21 protein-coding genes are annotated in these 19,619 nt (G+C 61.5%); 13 read left to right on the top strand and 8 right to left on the bottom strand.

Annotated features, from left to right (window positions below):
- Window positions 1–2: 2 nt before the first annotated feature.
- Genes SB749_RS10235 through SB749_RS10225 form a run of 3 tightly spaced genes read right to left on the bottom strand, consistent with a single transcriptional unit; the run spans window position 3 to window position 1,810 of the window.
- On the bottom strand, window positions 3–1,013 hold the full coding sequence (locus SB749_RS10235) for a DUF808 domain-containing protein (RefSeq protein WP_410710232.1): 1,011 nt from the start codon (window positions 1,011–1,013) through the stop codon (window positions 3–5).
- Window positions 1,014–1,334, bottom strand: a complete 321-nt coding sequence (locus SB749_RS10230) for an META domain-containing protein (protein ID WP_410710231.1) — start codon at window positions 1,332–1,334, stop codon at window positions 1,014–1,016.
- On the bottom strand, window positions 1,331–1,810 hold the full coding sequence (locus SB749_RS10225; RefSeq protein ID WP_410710230.1) for an META domain-containing protein: 480 nt from the start codon (window positions 1,808–1,810) through the stop codon (window positions 1,331–1,333). The genes SB749_RS10230 and SB749_RS10225 overlap by 4 nt, the downstream gene beginning before the upstream one ends.
- A 246-nt stretch (window positions 1,811–2,056) precedes the next feature.
- Between SB749_RS10225 and SB749_RS10220 the strand changes: the two genes are divergently transcribed.
- From SB749_RS10220 to tpx, 9 genes are all read left to right on the top strand, one after another.
- Complete coding sequence (locus SB749_RS10220) at window positions 2,057–4,015, top strand: LPXTG cell wall anchor domain-containing protein (RefSeq protein WP_410710229.1); 1,959 nt, start codon at window positions 2,057–2,059, stop codon at window positions 4,013–4,015.
- A gap of 266 nt (window positions 4,016–4,281) precedes the next feature.
- Window positions 4,282–6,504: a S1 family peptidase gene (locus tag SB749_RS10215; RefSeq protein ID WP_410710228.1), complete on the top strand. Its 2,223-nt coding sequence runs from the start codon at window positions 4,282–4,284 to the stop codon at window positions 6,502–6,504.
- Window positions 6,505–6,614: 110 nt separating this feature from the next.
- Window positions 6,615–6,830 (top strand): hypothetical protein, encoded by a 216-nt coding sequence (locus tag SB749_RS10210; RefSeq protein ID WP_410710227.1) that lies wholly within the window; start codon window positions 6,615–6,617, stop codon window positions 6,828–6,830.
- 42 nt (window positions 6,831–6,872) lie between these two features.
- Complete coding sequence (locus tag SB749_RS10205) at window positions 6,873–7,691, top strand: thioesterase family protein (protein WP_410710226.1); 819 nt, start codon at window positions 6,873–6,875, stop codon at window positions 7,689–7,691.
- Between the two features lie 107 nt (window positions 7,692–7,798).
- Entirely contained in the window at window positions 7,799–8,170 is a 372-nt protein-coding gene (locus tag SB749_RS10200; protein ID WP_264801362.1) for a VOC family protein, read from the top strand.
- Between the two features lie 55 nt (window positions 8,171–8,225).
- Window positions 8,226–8,744 carry a DinB family protein gene (locus SB749_RS10195; protein WP_410710225.1) on the top strand — a complete coding sequence of 173 codons (519 nt, stop codon included), beginning with the start codon at window positions 8,226–8,228 and terminating at the stop codon, window positions 8,742–8,744.
- 44 nt (window positions 8,745–8,788) lie between these two features.
- A complete protein-coding gene (locus tag SB749_RS10190) occupies window positions 8,789–9,796 on the top strand; it encodes a DUF368 domain-containing protein (protein ID WP_410710224.1) in 1,008 nt (335 codons plus the stop codon).
- Window positions 9,797–9,911: 115 nt separating this feature from the next.
- Window positions 9,912–12,110, top strand: coding sequence for a bifunctional metallophosphatase/5'-nucleotidase (locus SB749_RS10185; protein ID WP_410710223.1), 2,199 nt, complete (start codon window positions 9,912–9,914; stop codon window positions 12,108–12,110).
- A 140-nt stretch (window positions 12,111–12,250) separates the two neighbouring features.
- Entirely contained in the window at window positions 12,251–12,751 is a 501-nt protein-coding gene (gene tpx / locus SB749_RS10180) for a thiol peroxidase (RefSeq protein WP_139907565.1), read from the top strand.
- A 147-nt stretch (window positions 12,752–12,898) separates the two neighbouring features.
- Here the strand turns inward: tpx and SB749_RS10175 are convergent, their stop codons facing one another.
- Complete coding sequence (locus SB749_RS10175) at window positions 12,899–13,615, bottom strand: PIG-L deacetylase family protein (RefSeq protein ID WP_410710222.1); 717 nt, start codon at window positions 13,613–13,615, stop codon at window positions 12,899–12,901.
- Between the two features lie 104 nt (window positions 13,616–13,719).
- Here SB749_RS10175 and SB749_RS10170 point away from each other — a divergent pair, with 104 nt between their 5' ends.
- On the top strand, window positions 13,720–14,382 hold the full coding sequence (locus SB749_RS10170) for a hypothetical protein (protein WP_410710221.1): 663 nt from the start codon (window positions 13,720–13,722) through the stop codon (window positions 14,380–14,382).
- Here the strand turns inward: SB749_RS10170 and SB749_RS10165 are convergent.
- The 4 genes from SB749_RS10165 to SB749_RS10150 all read right to left on the bottom strand — a co-directional run bounded on the left by SB749_RS10165 (window position 14,352) and on the right by SB749_RS10150 (window position 17,936).
- Window positions 14,352–15,587 (bottom strand): NAD(P)-binding domain-containing protein, encoded by a 1,236-nt coding sequence (locus SB749_RS10165; RefSeq protein WP_410710220.1) that lies wholly within the window; start codon window positions 15,585–15,587, stop codon window positions 14,352–14,354. The genes SB749_RS10170 and SB749_RS10165 overlap by 31 nt on opposite strands.
- A gap of 91 nt (window positions 15,588–15,678) precedes the next feature.
- Complete coding sequence (locus SB749_RS10160; RefSeq protein ID WP_410710219.1) at window positions 15,679–16,428, bottom strand: hypothetical protein; 750 nt, start codon at window positions 16,426–16,428, stop codon at window positions 15,679–15,681.
- Window positions 16,429–16,550: 122 nt separating this feature from the next.
- On the bottom strand, window positions 16,551–17,147 hold the full coding sequence (locus tag SB749_RS10155; protein WP_410710218.1) for a hypothetical protein: 597 nt from the start codon (window positions 17,145–17,147) through the stop codon (window positions 16,551–16,553).
- Between the two features lie 201 nt (window positions 17,148–17,348).
- Entirely contained in the window at window positions 17,349–17,936 is a 588-nt protein-coding gene (locus SB749_RS10150; protein ID WP_410710217.1) for an HhH-GPD-type base excision DNA repair protein, read from the bottom strand.
- Between the two features lie 53 nt (window positions 17,937–17,989).
- Here SB749_RS10150 and SB749_RS10145 point away from each other — a divergent pair, with 53 nt between their 5' ends.
- The 3 genes from SB749_RS10145 to SB749_RS10135 all read left to right on the top strand — a co-directional run bounded on the left by SB749_RS10145 (window position 17,990) and on the right by SB749_RS10135 (window position 19,611).
- Complete coding sequence (locus SB749_RS10145) at window positions 17,990–18,373, top strand: YchJ family protein (RefSeq protein WP_410710216.1); 384 nt, start codon at window positions 17,990–17,992, stop codon at window positions 18,371–18,373.
- A 195-nt stretch (window positions 18,374–18,568) separates the two neighbouring features.
- Window positions 18,569–19,048 carry a DUF2087 domain-containing protein gene (locus tag SB749_RS10140; RefSeq protein ID WP_410710215.1) on the top strand — a complete coding sequence of 160 codons (480 nt, stop codon included), beginning with the start codon at window positions 18,569–18,571 and terminating at the stop codon, window positions 19,046–19,048.
- 59 nt (window positions 19,049–19,107) lie between these two features.
- On the top strand, window positions 19,108–19,611 hold the full coding sequence (locus SB749_RS10135; RefSeq protein WP_101544866.1) for a phosphoribosyltransferase: 504 nt from the start codon (window positions 19,108–19,110) through the stop codon (window positions 19,609–19,611).
- The last annotated feature ends 8 nt before the right edge of the window (window positions 19,612–19,619 follow it).

Raw genomic sequence — 19,619 nt, 5'->3', positions numbered from 1 at the left:
GACTACGTTCGGGACTGATCTGAGTGCGGCCCCGCCTCGGCGGGCGCGTGCGTCCCATCCGAAGTGCTCTTGCGTTTGAAGAGCGCTTTGACGCCGAAGATGATGCCGACGACGATGCCTCCCCAGATCGCACCGAGGATGAGGGAGAAGAACGTGTTGACGAGCCATCCCAGGAAACCGCCGATGACCGCGATCGCGGCGACGGGCTCTTCGAGGTGGTGGACGAAGCCGTAGAGGGCGTGGAAGCCGAGCTCATCGGTGCCGACGAGGATGATGTGGCCTCCGACCCACAGCATGGCGAAGGTGCCCACGACGGAGAGCAGTGCGAGCAGCTTCGGCATAGCCTCGACGAGGAACCGTCCGAACTTCTGCTGCCCGGGCGCGTCCTTCTTCGCCATATGCAGCCCGATGTCATCCATCTTCACGATGAGCGCGACGACACCGTAGACACCGACGGTGATTCCGAGACCGACGATAGCGAGGATGATGGCACGGCTGGTCAGGGACTCGCCAGCCACCTCGTTGAGGGCGATGACCATGATCTCGCAGCTGAGGACGAAATCGGTGGTGATGGCCGATCGCACAACTTTCTTCTCTGCCGCCTTGCCATCGGTTGTCTGCTCTGAGGCCGGGGTGTCTTTCTCGTGGTGGGCGATCCAACCGAGTTTCTCGAAGACCTTCTCGGCACCCTCGTAGCACAGGTAGGTGCCGCCGATCATGAGCAGAGGGGTGAGGAGCCAGGGCAGAAATTGGCTGAGCAGCAGAATGATCGGGAGGATGATGACGAGCTTGTTGAACAGTGATCCCAGGGCGATGCGCTGGATGATCGGAAGCTCGCGCTTCGGGTCCACTCCTTCGACGAACTTCGGTGTCACTGCCGCATCGTCGATGACGACGCCCGCGGCTTTGGCACTGGCTCGCGATGCACCCGCGGCGACATCGTCGAGGCTGGCAGCCGAAAGCTTGACCAGCGCGGCCACATCGTCGAGGAGCGCGATCAGACCCCCGGCCATCTAACGACCGCCGAGCTTGTGAGTGGTGCCCGGGGGCTGACGGTGAAGATCACCGAGGTGGTTGTCCGCAGCATCGAAGAGCTGCAGACGATCGCCATCGGGTTCGACCCTCCTGGCTTTGGGAACCCAAGTGATCATTCCGGGAGCGGCCTTGAGCGTCATCATCGAGGACTTGATCATCAAACCCTCGGGTTCAGCCGACCACGAGGTCACAAGGTTGTTGGCGCCGTCGCTGCCACGCAGTGAGCCGTCCTCGGAGAATTCGAGGAAGGCCCGTTCGTTCGTCTCGGCAATCCAGCGGCCGATGAGTTCTTGTGTCATTTGTCTTCCTTCTCCAGTCCGCCGATGACTTTTCCGTTGCTGTCTTTGACCTTCATGACATTGCCTTCGATAGTCGCAGTTGAGGCTTTGCTCAGCCATGTGTCGACGCCGGCGCAGGCTTTCTGGGTCGACATGAAGGAGTCGATGGCGATCTCGTCGCCTTCGACTTTCCAGCTGGTGACGATCGCGTTGCAGCCGTCAGAGCCTTCGAGCGAGCCGTCTTCAGCGAATTCGAGGAACGGATCGCCCTTTTCCGGTGAGGTCCACTTGCCGGTGGGATCCAGCTTTGAGGCGTCGTCGCTGGGTGAAGTGGTTTCGCTGGATTCGGTAGGGGACGGAGAGCTTGGATTCCGTGGGTCGTTACCGGTGTCACAGGCTGCCAATGGCAGGGTGAGAGCAAGGGCAGCAAGTCCGAGCGCGAGCCTCGAGGTGGGTCTCGTAGGGGCCAGGGTGCGAAGCATTGTGTGGTTCGGCATGCCCCCGATCATAACGGCACCGTTTTCGAGCGGCCTGGCAGAACACAGGACAGCTTGTGCAGTCCGACTTCTGTAAGTTGTGTTCACCTGCGACATTGATGGTTTTTGCATTGCGTCGTGATCAAACCGTAACCTTTCACACGGTTGGAAATCTGACGCCGGAAGCATGAACCGCCGAGTCGCGGCGAAGCCTGTTGACGGGGTCGGGCAATCGAAGCATCGACAACGATCAAGGGAATCAACCTTATGCAGAAGAAACTCGTGCAGAGTTCGCTGGCCATCAGCGCCGCTGCGGCGCTGGGCCTGAGCGGCGCGCTCGTCGCCTCGCCGGCGATGGCTGACAACGCCCCGCAGAAGCTGGACCTCCAGAGTGAAGCTCACGTCCAGAAGGCACTTTCCGGCATCGAAGGCGTCAACGCCTACGGCACCGACGGCGGCGAGCTCAGCATCGGCGTTGCCAAGAAGACCGACGAGATCAAGAAGCTCGAAAAGAAGTACCAGAACATCAAGGTCACCGAGGGCATCAAGGAACTGAAGCCCTACGCGAAGAATGACCTCGTCGGCGGTGCCGGCTACCTGGTCAAGGCTGGCGAGGGGGGCGGAGCCTGCTCGACCGGCTTCTCCGGCTGGGACGGAGACGGCAAGCCTGTCGTCCTCACCGCCGGACACTGCTCGAAGATCATCAACGAGCAGACCAACGAGTTCGACGGCGACACCACTGTCGATCAGACCGAGAAGCCCTCGATCTCTCAGGCGAACGGCGGCGAAGGCTTCCAGGCCTCCGGCAACGGCGTCATCGGCAAGTGGGGCTTCGCCAACTTCGGCGGCGACCTCCTCGAAGGTGCCGACCAGGACAAGTGGCCTGAGCCCAGCGAGTCCGACATCGACTTCGCAGTCATCAACGTCGACGAGTCGAAGTACAACGTCAAGAACGGCATCACCGACTGGTCGACCGCCGATTCGGACGATCTGGCCAAGTCGACCACCGAGATCACCGAGGTCGGTGCGCACAAGGACGGCGCGATCAGCAAGTCCGGTCGCACCACCGGTAAGACCGACGGCGAAGTTCTGCCCCGCTCGGAGTACGACTTCGACTACCAGAATGTCGGCGGTCGTTGGGTCCACGGATTCGGCGTGACCGCTCCGATCGACAAGCCCTTCTCGCAGCCGGGCGACTCCGGTGGCGGCGTCTACCAGGGCAACACCGCTGTGGGTGTCATCTCCGGCGGCGGTGACCTCGATGCGAACACCTCGTTCACCTGGGTTGCCGACCTGGACCACTCGCTCGAGGAGTCCGGCACGGACTTCAACCTTGAGAAGCCGGGCGAGGAGACCCCTGAGGCTCCTGCTGCGCCGAAGGCCGAAGACCAGACGATTGAGCCTGAAGGCAAGATCAAGGGCAAGGCCGAGGCTGGCGCCAAGGTCGAGGTCAAGTGGGAAGCCGCTGAAGGCGAAAAGGGCGCCCAGGCAAAGCCACAGGCCGAGAACGGTTCTGAGACCGTCACGGCTGACGAGGACGGAAACTTCTCCGTCGAAGGCCCCAAGGCAGAGGGTGACTACAACTTCACTGCGACGGCGATCGTCGATGGACAGGAGTCCAAGACGACTGAATTCGATGTGACCGTTGAGAAGGACGAGTCCGAGACTCCTGCTCCTGCCGAGCGTGAGATCGGCATCGATCCCAAGCAGATCGCCGCTTCCGACTTCGTGAAGGAAGACAACGGCGTGACGATCACGGTCAAGGGCTTCGACGAGGGCGAGAAGGTCAACCTCGAGGTTGCCAGCGGACCCGAAGGCGTCGAAGGCATTGAGCTGGAAGAGACCGCCAACGAGAACGGTGCTGCCGCATTCTCGATCTACGGCACCAGTGCCGAGAACCCCGAGGCCTACCTCGGCAAGTACGACGTCGAGGTCACCGGCGCCAACGACACCGAGGACGAGTCGGCACTGACCGGTTCGTTCGAGGTTGTCGCTGACGAAGACGGATCCGGCGGCGGATCCGGCGGCGACGATGACGGAAACAACGACGACGGCAACGCCGATGGCGGAGCTGGCGACGGAAACGACGATGACGGAAACGGTGACGGCGGTTCTGACCTGCCTCGCACCGGTGCCGAGCTGACCGGCTTGGCTGCCGGAGCCGGACTGCTCCTCGTCGGTGGAGCCGCAGTCGTTCTGACAATGCGTCGCAAGAACAACAACTGAGTGCAGGGATGCTGACCGTCTGACGGTCTGCTGAGCTGGCACTGACGATGCCCCCGGTCTTCTGACCGGGGGCATCGTATATTCACGACGACGATGCAACGGTGGATACCAGCAAGTCGCTTTGTACATCTCCTGAAGTTTCGGTCATTAAGTTCACAGTTTTGGGCGTACTTTTTTGGTAGTTCCTGAGAGCGGCCCGTAACCTTATCGTGACTTAGGTCATCAACTTGTGACATTGATCCCTCACTACAGAGAGACAACAACTTATGCAGAAGAAACTCGTACAGAGTTCGCTGGCGTTGGCAGCAGCGACAGCACTCGGCCTGGGCGGCGCGTTCGTCGCGGGGCCTGCGGCAGCCGATTCACCGAAGACACTTAAAGTCCAGACCGAGGCGCAGATGCAAGAGGCCGTGGGCACGTATCTTGCTGGTGATGACGGAAAGCTTCCTGAGGAAATTGGCCAGATCGGGTTCAAGGCGAACACTCTCCATATTGGAGCTGTCGAGAAGACTGACGCTGTCGAAGAACTGGCGAAGAAATACGACAACGTTGAGGTGCAGATCGGACCGGAGTATGCGTCGTTTGAGGCGCAAGGGAAGAAGGACCTCGTCGGCGGTGCCGGTTATATCACCAAAGCTCCTCATGGACCCGAAGGTGCGGGCGGAACATGTTCGACCGGATTCGCTGGCTGGGATAGCAGTGGCAAACAGGTAGTTATCACTGCCGGTCACTGTGCAGAAGAACTCGAAGAAGACGGCACCAGCTTAGGCACCGCACCGCTCTGGGACATGGAATTGCCTTCCAGTGCCGAAGCGGCCGGTGCAGAGCAGTCCGTGCTTGCTGGTGTTGGTGCGCCAGGCAGCTGGGGTAAGCACCAGTTTGGTTATGTATCTGATGCCGATACGCCTCCCGCCGGAAGTGAAGCGGAGGCCATCGATATCGCGAGCATCGATGTTGCAGGTGATTTCACCACAAAATCTGAGGTCACTACCTGGGATGATTCGGCCATCGAGGCCGACGACCTCTCGTTGAAGACGGTCCCTGTCAACAAAGTCGGGAACCCCACCAGAGGTGCAGCAGTTACCAAATCGGGACGGACCACTGGGGTCACTCACGGAACCGTTGCTCCTGCGGAGGGCGAGCTGGATTACGCAAACGTCAGTGGTCATCTCGTTCATGGCATGAAGGTTATTCCTGACGGTGAGGCTTTCTCAGCTCCCGGCGATTCGGGCGGAGCTGTCTATCAGGGTGAAACGGCTGTGGGCGTCATCTCAGGCGGAAATGGCTCGGTTAGCTGGGTCTCCGACCTCAAGTACTCGCTCGATCAGGCTGGTATCGATTTCCAGCTGACCAAGCCGGATGACGGCGGCGACGACGCTGGCAAGGATGCAGATGCCGGTGCTGAAGCCGATGGTGGTTCGGCGGCTGAGGGTGCCGAGGCTGAGAAGGACGGATCGGCCGCTGCTAACGGCGAAGATGCAGATGCTTCGGCCGCCGCAGAGGGCGACGATGCCAACGCATCCGATAACGCTGACGCCGACGCCAAGGAAGCTGATGCTTCGTCCGCTGCAGAAGGCGACGACGCTGAAGCTTCGGCTGATGCAGACGGCGCAGAAGCAGATGCTTCCGCTGCCGCAGACGGCAAGGATGACGAAGCCGATTCCGACGCCGATGGTGACGAGAAGCCTGAAGCTCCCAAGGTCGGAGACCAGACGGTCGTCGAAGGTGGAAAGATCACCGGCAAGGCTGCTCCGAACGCTGAGGTGAAGCTGACCTGGAAGCCTGCGGGCGATGCGCAGGCAGGTTCTTCCGCTCAGGCTGCACCGGCTGAGGGAACCACGAGCGTCAAGACCGATGCTGACGGTAACTTCACCGCTGAGGCTCCGGGCGAAGCTGGCGACTACGCCTACTCCGCCACGGTTACCGCTAACGGACAGACCTCGGATGCAGCCAACTTCATGGTGACTGTCCAGGCTGCCGAGGCCGAGCGCAACCTGACCGTCGAGCCGAAGGAGATCTCCGCTTCGGACTTCGTGAAGGAAGACAAGGGCGTTCAGATCACCGCTGAAGGCTTTGAAGAGGGCGAGAACGTCACCCTCGAAGTTGTTGCCGGTCCTGAAAACGTCGAGGGCATTACCCTCGAGGAAACCGCTAACGCTGACGGAGTCGTCGGATTCTCGATCTACGGCACCAGCGCCTCGAACCCCGAGGCCTACCTCGGTAAGTACGACCTCGAGGTCACCGGCGCCAACGACACCGAAGACGAAGATGCCCTCACCGGCTCCTTCGAGGTTGTTGCCGACGAAGACGGCAACGGCGGCGGCGACGACGGTGACGACAACGGCAACGATGATGGAAACGGTGACGGCGGCGGATCTGATCTGCCTCGCACCGGTGCCGAGCTGACCGGCCTGGCTGCCGGAGCCGGACTGCTCCTCGTCGGTGGAGCCGCTGTTGTTCTGACCATGCGTCGCAAGAAGAACAACTGAAACATCCTCAGGCAGTCTCTCGCTGACTGAATAAGTGAAGGTGCCCTTGACCGTATGGTCTGGGGCACCTTCTTTATCCTCGGACGATAGAGCGACAAAGGAGTCCAGCCATGGGCCTTGAAGATGATCCATTCGACTACCAGGTCACCAAATCCGGCATCCTCCTCATTCGCCGCGGCGGCCGCACCGTCATGGAGCTCGGCGGCAAGAAGGCTGCCGCACTTATCCCCAAACTCGGCCGAGATGACGACACCGACCAGCAGCTGTTGGCACGGGCGACAGGAAACTATCGCCACGGCAACGAACGACAGTCTGGTCGGCATTGAGTCTGGCTGGACGTTCGTTCAGTTGTTGGTAACGTATGTGATATGAGTCAATCGACCGTCAGTGAGTTCTCACAGGCCACCGCAGTCACCCGACAAGGCGACCACAGCTTCACCGCCGACCTCGACGCCGGCTGGAAAGTCGCCGGAGCCGTCAACGGAGGCTACCTCCTCGGAGTCGCCGCTCAAGCCCTGCGGGCCGTCAACCCGAGCACCCCGGACCCCCTCGTCATCTCCACTTTCTATCTCGGACCGAGCAGAGAAGGTCCGGTCGACATCACTACGCGCTCACTGCGCGAAGGCCGATCGACGGCGAGCTACGGCATCGAACTCTCCCAGAACGGGGCACCCACGATCTCGGCGATGGCCACGATGGGCAACCTCGGCGAGCTTCCCGACGATGTCGGCACGACAGCCACGCCGCCCCAGCTGCCCCCACCGGAAGAATGCGTCGGTGTCGCCGAAGCCAGCGAGGACTTCAAGAAGGCGGCGCCGCTCATCGAACGGTTCGATATGCGCCTCGACCCGGCTACCGCAGGATTCGCGGTCGGCAAACCCAGTGGTCGCGGAGTGCTGCAAGGTTGGATTCGGTTCATCGACGGGACCGACCCGGACCCGCTGTCATTGCTGACTTTCCTCGACTCGTTTCCGCCGGTGATGTTCGACCTCGGTCGCTTCAACTGGGCGCCGACGATGGAACTGACCGCACACGTCCGCGCCCTGCCCGCTCCCGGCTGGATCAGCGCGCGACTGTCCACTCGGAACATCGCCGGCGGAATGTTCGAAGAGGACTGCGAACTGTGGGACTCGGCCGGTCGCCTCGTCGCTCAGTCGCGGCAGTTGGCGCGCCAGCCCCGCGGGTGACGCGACGATGACGGCGGATAACCGCCGATGACGGCTTCGACGTGTCGTGTCAGTGGGGTGCTCTAGAGTCGGGTCAACACCTATCCGACTGCGAAAGGACCGCGCTCATGGCGTCGCTGGCATCTTTGAGCATCACCTTCGACTGCCTCGATGTGGAAGCACAATCGATCTTCTGGGCAGACCTTCTCGGTGCCGACATCGATCCCGGCGCCAACGAGTTCGTCGCGAGCATCGGGGGAGTCCACAACAGCGAGTCACCGACCCCGGGAATGCTCTTCCTCAAGGTCGACGAACGGGCAGAAGGGAAGAATCCGCTGCACATCGACCTCGACGATCCGGACTATCCGGCGGACGTCGACCGCGCGGTCTCCTTGGGCGCACAGAAGCTCGCGTCTTTCGACGAGTATGGGATCGAATGGACGACTCTGAAAGATCCCGAAGGAAATCTCTTCGACATCGGTCGGCGAAAACTAGACTGAACCTCATACGCCTGGTTCGAACATCAGGCCGTCTGCATGATCAGAGAGGCTCAGCATGACCCTGCCATTGACCGATCCGAGCAACTCCCCGAACGAACGTCGTGGGCTCGAAGAATTCGTCGAGTACTTCCGACAGGTGATCCGTCGCAAGGTCGATGGGCTGACGCCCGAGCAGCTCGACCACACCGTGGCCTCATCGTCCCTGACGATCGGCGGCATCCTCCGTCATCTCACGCTCGTCGAGGAGAGCTGGTTCGTCGAAGTACTGCAGGGCCGAGAGCTGGGGGAGCCGTGGTCGGGAGTCGACTGGGCCTCCGACCGCGATTGGGACTTCGAGTCCGCGTCCGGAATGACCGCGGACGAGCTCCTGGCCGACCACGAGCACGCCTGTGAGAAGTCACGTGAAATCCTCGCCGAGGTGGCCGACCTCGACACCCTCACCGAACGAGGTAACCGTGACAAAGAGAAATTCAACGTTCGCTGGATCCTCATCCATCTCATCGAAGAATACGCACGACATGCAGGTCATGCGGACATCCTGCGCGAAGACATCGATGGTGAGATCGGCGACTGAGCCGCGACTCATCTGCGTGGAGTGGATCAAATAAGCTGGGAGGTATGACGAACACCCCGCCGACCGATACCAACACTGCGCCGAAAAGATCCAAAGCGCTCCTCCCGCTCGACCTGATCCGCGGTTTCCTCATCGGCAGCGCCGAACTCGTCCCCGGAGTCTCTGGGGGAACCATCGCTTTGGTCACCGGAGTCTACGACCAGCTCATCGACTCCGCAGGCCACGTCGTTGCGGCAGCGAAGACTCTCGTGACAGGACCGAACCGTGTCGCGGGAGCGCTGGCAGAGCTGCGGCGCACCGACTGGTTCCTCGTCATTCCTGTTCTGTTGGGCATGGCCGCGGCAGTGTTCACCATCGCCGGTGTCATGGAAGGCTTCGTCACCGGCAACCCCGAACTCTCACGCGGGCTGTTCTTCGGACTCGTCGCCGCGAGCATCGCGGTGCCGTTGCGGATGCTGCCGGCACGGTCCTCGCGACAGCCCGCGCTCCTCGGTATTCTTGCCTTCATCGCCGCCGCCGCTCTCGCATTCTGGATGACGAGTCTGGCCGGAGGGGCAGACGTGGAGAACCCGCCGCTCATCGCAGTCTTCTTCGTCGCCTCGATCGCCGTCTGCGCACTCGTCGTTCCCGGAGTATCCGGATCGTTCTTCCTGCTGGCAGTCGGCATGTACTCGACGACGCTGCGCGCAGTCGACGCCCGTGATTTCGGGTACCTCGGAATCTTCCTGCTCGGCGCGATCCTCGGCCTGGCGGTTTTCGTCAATATCCTCAAGTACTTCCTGCACAACCACCGGTGGTGGACTCTCATCGTCATGGCCGGCCTGATGTTCGGGTCCCTGCGTGCGCTCTGGCCCTGGCAGTCTTCTGCCGAGGTGGGCGCCGACGGTGAAGAGCACGGAGCGGGCGGCCTGCTGGCCCCCGTTGATCCGGTACTCGGTCCGATCCTGCTCGCGGTCCTCGGCGCGGCGGTCGTCGTCATCCTCATCATCGTCGAATCGAAATTTGCGTCTGCGAAGGGTGAGGCAGGTGGAGCCGATTCCGCCACAGCGTGAACGCAAGAGAATTTGTGCAAATTTCTCTCAAGATCCATCCAGAAAACGATCAGCGTCCACTAGGGTAAGAGAGTTGGATCACTTTCATCCTCTTTGACCAGTCTTCTGGAGACTCATGCGTCTGCGCACCCTGACCTCGTCCACACTCGCCCTCGCACTCATCATCACCGGCCCTGCAGCCGCCTCCGCGACCGGCCTCGGCAGTGCCGATGCCCCCGCCAGCTCTCAGGCGGCGACGACCGGAGAACTGACACTGTTGGCGACCACCGACGTCCACGGCAACGTACTCAACTGGGACTACTTTGCGAACAAGCCCTACCCGGCAGGGGAGGAGCTGGGCATGTCCCGAGCCTCGACTCTCATTAAGGGAGTGCGTGAGGACAAAGGTGCCGATTCCGTGCTCCTCGTCGACAACGGTGACACGATCCAAGGCAATCCTTTGGCCTATTACTTCGCCAAACAGGAACCGATCACGACGAGCGGCCCAACCCACCCGCTGGCCAAGACCTACAACCACCTGGGATACGACGCGCAGGTCGTCGGCAACCACGAATTCAACTACGGCCTCGATCTGCTGGCCACCTACCGCGACCAGGTCGACTTTCCGCTGCTCGGAGCCAATGTCATCGACGATGCCGACGGACAGTCCCATTTGGACCCGTATGCGATGGTGGAAAAGCAGGTCGATGGTGAGACGATCACCGTCGGTGTGCTCGGCGTGACCACTCCCGGCAGCCGCATCTGGGACAAGAACAATCTGTCCGGGAAGGTGCACTTCGACGATCCGGTCGAGACGGCACAGAAGTACGTGCCCGAGATGAAACAGAAGGGCGCAGACGTCATCGTCGTACTGTCCCACTCTGGCAAAGATCCGAAGGGACAGAGCTGGGATCCGGACCAGCTGCAGGAGAACGTCAGCACTTCGGTAGCGAAAGTGCCCGGAGTTGATGTCCTCGTCGCCGGCCATACTCATCAGAACGAACCCAGTCAGGTCGTGACCCGTGACGACGGCACCCAGGTGCTCATCACCCAACCGAACTATTGGGCACGGTCGGTATCCGAGGTGGGACTGCCGATCAACCTTGACACCCACCACGTCGACTGGGGCGAGACCACGCCGCACGCAGATGCTCTTGCCACCCAAGGGGAGGTCGCCGAGGACCAGGAGATCAAAGACCTTGTCGATGAGCAGCACCAGACCACGATCGACTACGTGAACACGAAGATCGGATCGGTCACCGAAACGTTGTCGGCGAAGACCTCCTACTATGAAGACACGGCAATCCTCGACTTCATCTCCCACGTCCAAACCGAGACGGTTGAAGAAGGGCTGAAGGGAACGGACTATGCCGATCTTCCCGTGATCTCGCAGGCGTCACCCTTCAGCCGCACCGCAGAGTTCCCCGCCGGCGACATCACGATCCGAGATGTGGCCGGACTCTACGTCTACGACAACACTCTTGCCGGAGTCGAGATCAACGGTGCTCAACTGCGCGACTACCTCGAATACTCGGCACGCTATTTCAAACAGACCGATGAAGGTGCCGAGTTCGACCCGGTCGACGGCACGAACGCGATCGACGAAGTCTCGGAATCTCCGATCCCGGACTACAACTACGATGCTCTGGCCGGAATCGACTACGACATCAATGTCTCCAAACCGACCGGGGAGAGGATCGAAAACCTCACGCAGGCCGACGGCAGCGAAATCGGAGACGATGACCGGTTCATCCTCGCCATCAACAACTATCGTCAGTTCGGTGGCGGCGGCTACCCGATCGACGGACTCAAAGAGGTCTACAACGAACAGGTCGAGGTGCGTCAGGCACTTATCGACTGGGCGGAAGAGAAGCAGATTGTCGACCCCGCCGATTTCTTCGACGAGAACTGGCAAGTCGTCACCAGCAGCCGCGCGCCCGGCGGAGACGATGACGATTCCGGCGACAGCGAGGATTCCGACAGCTCCGGCGAAGACACTGCCGAGGCAGGCTCGAATGCGTCCGCTGGAGCCGAGTCCGCTGCCGGTGGGGCCTCCGACGGCGCGGGTTCCGGGAGTGCTGGAAGCGCTGACGGGGAGGACAATGCCGGAGAATCAACATCCGAGAACGACGGCTCGACGAACAGTGCATCGGACGGCAATTCTGACGGCGGCGACGCCGACGGCCGTGAAGCTGACGGTTCGGCAACCGGTGCAGGTGGCGGGGCCGACCTGCCGCGGACAGGCCTCGAGCTTGCCACAAGCATCGGCATCGCTGCTGCGATCATCGCACTCGGTTCGGCACTCGTGGTCGTCTCACGCCGCCGTCGTCGCTGAGCGGCAGTCTGCCACCGGTGGGAATCAGCGGTCCGAGAGGCGGTCGAATGACCGGTCTGCATTCACCAGGTTCCCCTCGGCGCCGTCTCACGTAGAGTGAGAGTGACAGCAGTCAGCTCTGAAGAAGGAGAGAGTCAAGCATGGCCAACACAGCATTTCAGGGATCTCCGGTCAAGACCGTCGGCGAACTGCCCGCAAAGGGCGAACAGGCCCCGGCATTCAGCCTCGTCGGCGCCGACCTCGGTGATGTGAACTCACAGGACACCTCGGGCAAGCGTGTCGTGCTCAACATCTTCCCCAGCCTCGATACGGGAGTGTGCGCCGCCTCGGTGCGCAAATTCAACGAACTCGCCTCCGGCCTGGAGAACACCACTGTTCTCTGCGTGTCCAATGACCTTCCGTTCGCCCAGGCTCGCTTCTGCGGCGCTGAAGGCATCGAGAACGTTGTGACGGCGTCGGGATTCCGCAGCTCGTTCGGCAAGGATTTCGGAGTGACTATGGTCGACGGTCCGCTCGCCGGTCTGCTCGCCCGGTCCGTCGTCGTCCTCGACGAGAAGGGCACCGTGACGTACACGCAGCTCGTTGACGAGATCACCACCGAACCCGACTACGATTCGGCAATCGCAGCTCTGGGAGCCTGATCTTCTCCCGCGAGTCGAAGGTTCGACTCGTGAAGTACGAACCGGGTGGGACGCACACGCGTCCCACCCGGTTGTTCTCTATCAGCAGCGTGCCGGTCGAAGTGGTTCGGAGCACCGGCTGCTGGCAAGGAGCAATTGGCGAAGTGCTCACATATCGACGACTGTGATCGGTAAGGCGTAGTCGACGCCGGCGAGTTCTCCACCGCTCGTGGCGATGCCGGGGATCATATCCTTCGGCGCCGGATGATCACTGAGGGCGTCCAAATAGACCTTGTGCGCCTCAAGCGATCGCACACCACGATCGACGTGCGCAGCAGTGAGCGCCACAGCGTGGGTGGGCTGGGCGCCGTTGATGAGCAGCCGGTCGGCTTTCCACGCTTCAAGTCCCTCGTCCTTGAGGTCGGTGAAGACCCAGGGATTGTCGGCATCGCGAATGGCATCGACAGTGGCAACGCCGGCATGGCGATGGTCAACATGATTGAGCCCCCACTGCACTTGGAGGTCGAAGGTCGTCACGACAACCGCATTCGGGCGGAACTCGCGGATCTTCCGCGCGATTGCCCGACGCAACTCGTGCGTGGGTTCCAGCAGACCATCCGGGAAATCGAGGATCTCCAGATCGTCGACCCCGACGATATTGCATGCACGACGCTGTTCCTCGGCGCGCAGCGGTGCCACTTCCTCCGGGCTCATGTCCCGGATACCTGCTTCCCCTCGGGTGAGCAGAAGATAGGCGACTTCTTTGCCCTCATCGGTCCATTTCGACACGGCTGCCGAACCCCCGTATTCCATATCGTCAGGGTGGGCGACCACGCAGAGCACACGGTTGATATCGGAGTCATCGAACAGCGGGATCTCAGTCATGAGTCCAGGCTAGGCGGCAGTTGACACTTGCGCCAGAGGCCGGGGACGACCAGATGATTGGGTACGATGTGGAGGACCCACCGATCGAGTGAAGGCAGACAATGATGAACAGACCACTCGTAGCGGTGACGCTGGCCCTGGGCCTGACTCTCAGCGGATGTTCGGCATTCCGGGTCAGCAGCTCCGAAGATGCGGGATCCAAACCGGCGAATGTGGGAATCGGCGACGGACAGTCGCCTTCGCCGACGGCAACCGGCCCGACGATTCCCGACGGGATGAGCGAGACCACTGTCGACCTGGGCGGACAATGTCCCGTCGAAGTCAGTTTGGCCTTGGGCGCCGACTGGGCAGATGGGTCCGGCTACGACGGATACCGGCTCTATGAAGCCGAATCGGGCGCGATCATCACTGTCAACTGCATTGCTGACGACGAGTCGTCACCTCAAGATTTGGTGGACAAGGCGCGGGAGAGGATGTTCAGCACGTCGGGATCGTCCATGACCAGTGAGGCCACCGGATCACTCAGCGGTGGAGAGTACTGGGTCTTCCACGGCACCTTGGCACCCGATGACATGCGAGCTGTCGACAAAGAGGACTCCGTGATGTTCGGTGCAGTTGCCGGAATATCTGTCGACGGTCGGCTCTTCAAGGTCAGCGTCGACATGCTTGCGCAAGCCGATGACACAGAGGCTCAAGACCAGTTCCGACAGATGCTGCCGACGGTTCGCTTTGGCGATCAGGTGCTCAAAGCCCCAGACCTGCGCTGAGGCTGCCGACTGCCAGACATGCGTTTGAGCAGTTCTCGGGCCGCTATCCTTCCGGCCCTGGTCGCGCCGACCGTGGAACTGGCTGATCCGTAGCCGACGAGGAACAGCCGTGGATCGTCTTTGACCGCGACCTCGGTTTCCATGGAGATTCCGCCGTCTGGTGTGCGCAGGCGCAGCGGTGCAAGGTGTTTGAGTGCTGCTCGGAACCCGGTGTTCCAGAAGATCACGTCGACCTCTTCGACACGGGGTTCGTCGAACGGCGCCCATGAGTCGGGCACTGCCAGGTAGTCGCTGGCCGAAGGACCCAAGCCTTCCGACGTGGTCGGAAGCTCAGTGTCGCCGAGTCCGGGGAAGTGGACGCCGTGGGGAAGGATGCGGTCGAACATGCCTCGAGACACCAGAACTCCTGAGTCGATTCCTTCCCGGAACTCTCTGCGGATCGGCAGGCCAGTCGTGCGGACGACGCTGGCTGGGGCCAGACCGGACAGAGTTCGTTCGCGAACGGCTCGTTCGACCTCAAGTCCCCATTGGCCGTCGAATTCCCTGGACGTGAAGTTCGGTGGACGGCGTGTGGCCCAAAGAGTGTCGGTCACTTCGGCGAGTTCGAGGAGAAACTGCGTGGCGGAGATTCCACCGCCGACGACGAGCGTGCGCAGTCCCCGGAAGTCCTCGACGTCACGGAAGTTCACGGTATGCAGCTGGTGGCCCTCGAACTCCGCGATACCGGGGACGAACGGGACATAAGGCTGGGTCCACGTGCCGGTCGCGTTGATGAGGTAGTCGCTGGAGAGCGTCACGTGTTCACCGTCGACGGTGGCAGTGATGGTGAACCGTCCCTGTCCGGGTTCTTCGGACCGGACGGTGTCCACTTCAGCCGGGCGGATGACGCAGAGTTCCAGTTCGCGTTCGAACCGGGAGTAGTAGTCGGACACCACCTCCGAGGCGGGGACGTTCGGGTCGGGACGTCCGAGAGGAAACCCAGGTAGGTCGGAGATGTGGTTGGTGGTCCCCAGGGTCAATGAGTCCCACCGTTCTCGCCAGGCACCACCGGGGCCGTCTCCGGCATCGAGGATGATGAAATCTTTGCCCGGTGCGAGACCGTCGCGCCACAGGTAATGTGCCGCGGACAGTCCGGCTTGGCCCGCGCCGATGATGACGATAGGCCAATGAGAGTCGATCAGGAGCTCGTTGATTCGGCACACCATGGGGCCATTGTTTCAGGTTTCTCTCGTCAAGGGCTCACTGATCATGGCCAGGCGATAGGAAGACGGTTTCCTGCTGGAGATGGCTGCGGACTCACCGGGCAGATCGGGCACAGTCCGGCCCGCGGGGATTGGAATAGCAGTCTTCGTCGACAAGGTAGCGGTGATATCGGTAGACCTCGATGCCGATGTCGTTGCTGGCGACGTGTGCGAATCCGTCGATAGGGAGCCAGGGTCCGCCGTCGACTGAGAATTCTCCGCTGAATGTCGCGGTCATCGACGCGGATACCTTGCCGGATTTTTGGTATTCGTGTCCGATCTGGGGTGTGCCGCCGGGCAGGGGCTTCAAACCTTTCGCAGTAGTGGTCGTGCCCGAGCCGTCTCCGAAGTCCCAGTTGAATCGTTCTGGCGTGACTTTTACCTTGACTGCGTAGGTCAGCAGGGTCATGTCGATATAGCTGACGTCGATGTCCGTCCAGAAGGCGGCTGGTTTGCCGACGACGGCCCAATCCTTCGGCCAGGCATAGATTGTGGGAGCCGGTATGTCGAAATTCTGGAACTGCGATTCCGGGATGTGCGTCGGGGGATCGGGCCGAGCCGGAGCGCCGCCGCCACCGCCCCCTCCGCCACCGGGGCCGGGCTCACTCACACACAGATAGCCGACGTCTTCCGTCGGACAGTCAGGCTGTCCGCCGCCTCCGCCGGGACCACCTCCGCCAACGGATCCACCGCCGCCGTTGCCGCCTCCACCAGAGCCGCCTCCACCAGAGCCGCCACCGCCGGAGCCTCCGCCTCCGTCAGATCCCCCTCCGCCCGGAGGCGGTTTGGGCGCCGGGGGCTTCACCGCTTCACATCCGCTTGTGTCGCCAATCGTGCAACCTGGTGCCGCCTCCGCCGGCGGAGGAAACATGAACAGGCAAATGGCGACGATTGCAAAACAAAGAATGCTGTGGGAAGACCTATTTCCTAACAACGTCGTTCCCAGAGAGTTTGCTGGTCGACTTTCCAGCTTTCGTCATCTAACAGAATGGTGTGTTGCATCGTCACTTTTCCATCAGGATTCAAAGTCGGAGTTTGACCTGCCGGCGTCATTGTCCACTTAGAGGTGTCAACACAAAAGTTCACCAGGACCGAGCCAGACTTCGCTGTCTCGTCCAATTTCGTGACTTCGAATACTTCGACCTTCAACGGTTCGATTTGCCCCTCAAAGGTAGCCTCGTCGGCGGCTACTGATTTGGCTTCAGTCTGAATTGACTTAAGCGCATCGCCGGATGCGAAATTCGGAAAGTCATCAGCTACCTCGGACTTCCCGGAATACGCTTCATTAATGGCCTGAATGAAGTCGTCGAACGCAACCAACGCGCCCTCGACGGCCTTCTTTTCCTCGTTGTCGAGGTCAAGGTCTGTTTCGTAGTCGGGGATGGCCACCTCGGCGGGGTTATCGGTCGACCCTCCGTCGGGCTGCTGCGCGGGCAGGGTCGATGTCGGCGCGGCTACCGGAGAATTGTCGGCACAGCCGACGACCGAGACCAAACTCAGAGCGGAGAAAACGGCAACGAACATTTGGGCAGGTCGACGATTCGGTCGGGACGATCCAGTTCTCATTCCACGCCTCTGTGGTCTGCAACTGCGGCGCGACCCCGTCGGCCGACACCCGGATTCCCTACATTATTCGACAGGCACGCTTTTTAGAACAGGCGAAGTCGAATCTGTGGATAACTCACGTCGGAGTGCGTGGAAGCATGAAACTCTCGGCGACTGCGGCTACTTGTTCGCGGCCTTTGCCGCCTTAGCCGCGGCCTTCTGCTGCTTCTTGAAAGCACGCACCTCTTGCAGAGTGACGTCATCGACGACGTCGGCGATCGAACGACGAGCATCCGCGTCACCGTAGTCACCGGCCGCCTCCTGCCAGCCCTCAGCCTGGAGTTCGAACTGCTTGCCGAGCAGCGCTAGGAAGATCTTGGCCTTCTGATCACCGAATCCGGGCAGCTTTTTGAGCCGTTTGAGGACTTCGGCGCCGCTGGGGTCACCCTCAGTCCAGATCGCCTCGGGCTTTCCGTCGTACTCGTCGACAATAGCTGCGGCCAGCTTCTGCACCCGGCCAGCCATCGACTTCGGGAACCGGTGAACCGCGGGCGTCTGCGCGAAGATGTCGAGGAAATCATCCGGGTTCATCTCAGCGATTTCGTCGATATCGAGCTTGCCCAGCCGATCTGCCAGCTTTGCCGGCCCGGCAAAGGCGCTCTCCATGGTCACCTGCTGGTCGAGCAGCATCCCGACGAGCAGGGCGAAGCGGTCTTCGGCCAAGAGTTCATCGGCCTTCGGATCTCCAGACAGGAACAGTGAAGTCATGACTCCATCTTCGCACGCCCGCCACTGCAGTCCACTGCCGATATCATCGACAGATGATCTGCCCCTGCTCCGGAATGCCTCCCGGCGCCGCCTACGACGACTGCTGCCGCCCCGCCCTCGACGGTGAAACCTGGCCCACCACCGCCGAGGCGCTGATGCGCTCTCGCTACACCGCCTTCGTCCGCGGCAACGAAGACCACCTCTTCCGCACCTGGCATGCCAAGACCCGGCCCGACGATGTCGGCGTCGATGACGCCACCACGTGGCTCGGCCTCGAAATCGTGTCCACCACGGGCGGAGGAGTCGACGATGCCACCGGCACCGTGCACTTCCGTGCGCGATTCCGGGACCACCTCGGCGATCATGTCCTCGAAGAGAACTCCTCCTTCGTCCGCCGTGCCGGGCGGTGGATGTACCTCGAAGCGCTCGAGAGCTGACAACCGGCAACGGCTTCGAACGCCGACCACTGTGTCTATACTGGTGTTCGGCGCATCCAACGCCCAGCCGAGGTCGTGTTCCCAGCACACCGACCGCATGGCGAAGGGGAGAGAATCCTCGGACGAAACCGGCACGGTGATTTCCTGACCAGGTTTCGTGCTGGGGGAGACTTGGTCGTTTGAGGAAGTGACACCATGACCAAGGACAAGGATTTCAAGAAGCTCGTTCGCACGCGGATGACCGAAACTGGTGAGAACTACACCACGGCCCGCACCGCGCTGGTCGCCGCGAAGCAGGGGCCAGGATCCAACAGAGACTCCCGCGCCGAATCCGTCATCGCCCCGGAGATCGCACGGTTTCGGGCGAAGACACTGAAAACGTTCATGCCGGACGGCCACATCGTCGCCATTCCGACGAAACGACGCGCCCTCGTGCTCGTCCTCATCGAGGTCCTCGCTGCCCTGGACCCAGACCAGGTCTACGACGAGAAACGGCTCAACGGCCTCCTCGGGGAATTCCATCCGGACTTCGCCCTGCTGCGTCGCGAACTCATCGACTACCGCCTGCTCGAACGCAATGCCCACACGGGGGAGTACTGGGTCAACCCGAACCCGCCCACCCATACCGGATCACAGGCGCAGGAGATGGCCGGGCTCGAAGTATTTCTGCGCTGAACCGGCGACAGCGTATCCTTGAAGCTCGAACCACAAACGGGCAGACACGAGGAGCATCCATGGCCTATCACGCCGATTCGACCGATCTCGACGAAAAAGAGATTCTCAGCTGGGACATGTTCGGCCGATCGGCGCGTGAGATGGCGCAGACCATCGCGGATTCCGACTACGATCCCGAGATCGTCATCGCCGTGGCACGCGGTGGGCTGTTGCCCGCCGGAGCACTCGCCTACGCGCTCGGACTCAAGCTCTCCGACGCCATCAACGTCGAGTTCTACACCGACGTCCACGAGACCCTGCCCGACCCCATCCTGCTCGCCCCGATGCTCGACGTCGAAGCGATCAAGGGCAAGAAGCTGCTCGTCGTCGATGACGTCGCCGACTCCGGCCGCACCCTGGCCCTCGTCCTCGAACTGCTGCGCAAACACGGCGCGGAAGCCCAGTCGGCCGTCATCTACGCGAAGTCCGCATCGATCATCGATCCTGACTTCGTGTGGAAGCGCACCGATCAGTGGATCGTCTTCCCATGGTCGGCCGAGCCTCCGGTCGAACCCAGCAAGTAAGCTGACCA

Origin of the sequence: Brevibacterium sp. SIMBA_078 (assembly GCF_046534565.1) — a bacterium.
Taxonomy (GTDB): Bacteria; Actinomycetota; Actinomycetes; order Actinomycetales; family Brevibacteriaceae; genus Brevibacterium.
Note: the sequence above shows the minus strand (reverse complement) of the source record. Positions and strands in the feature narration are given on the sequence as shown.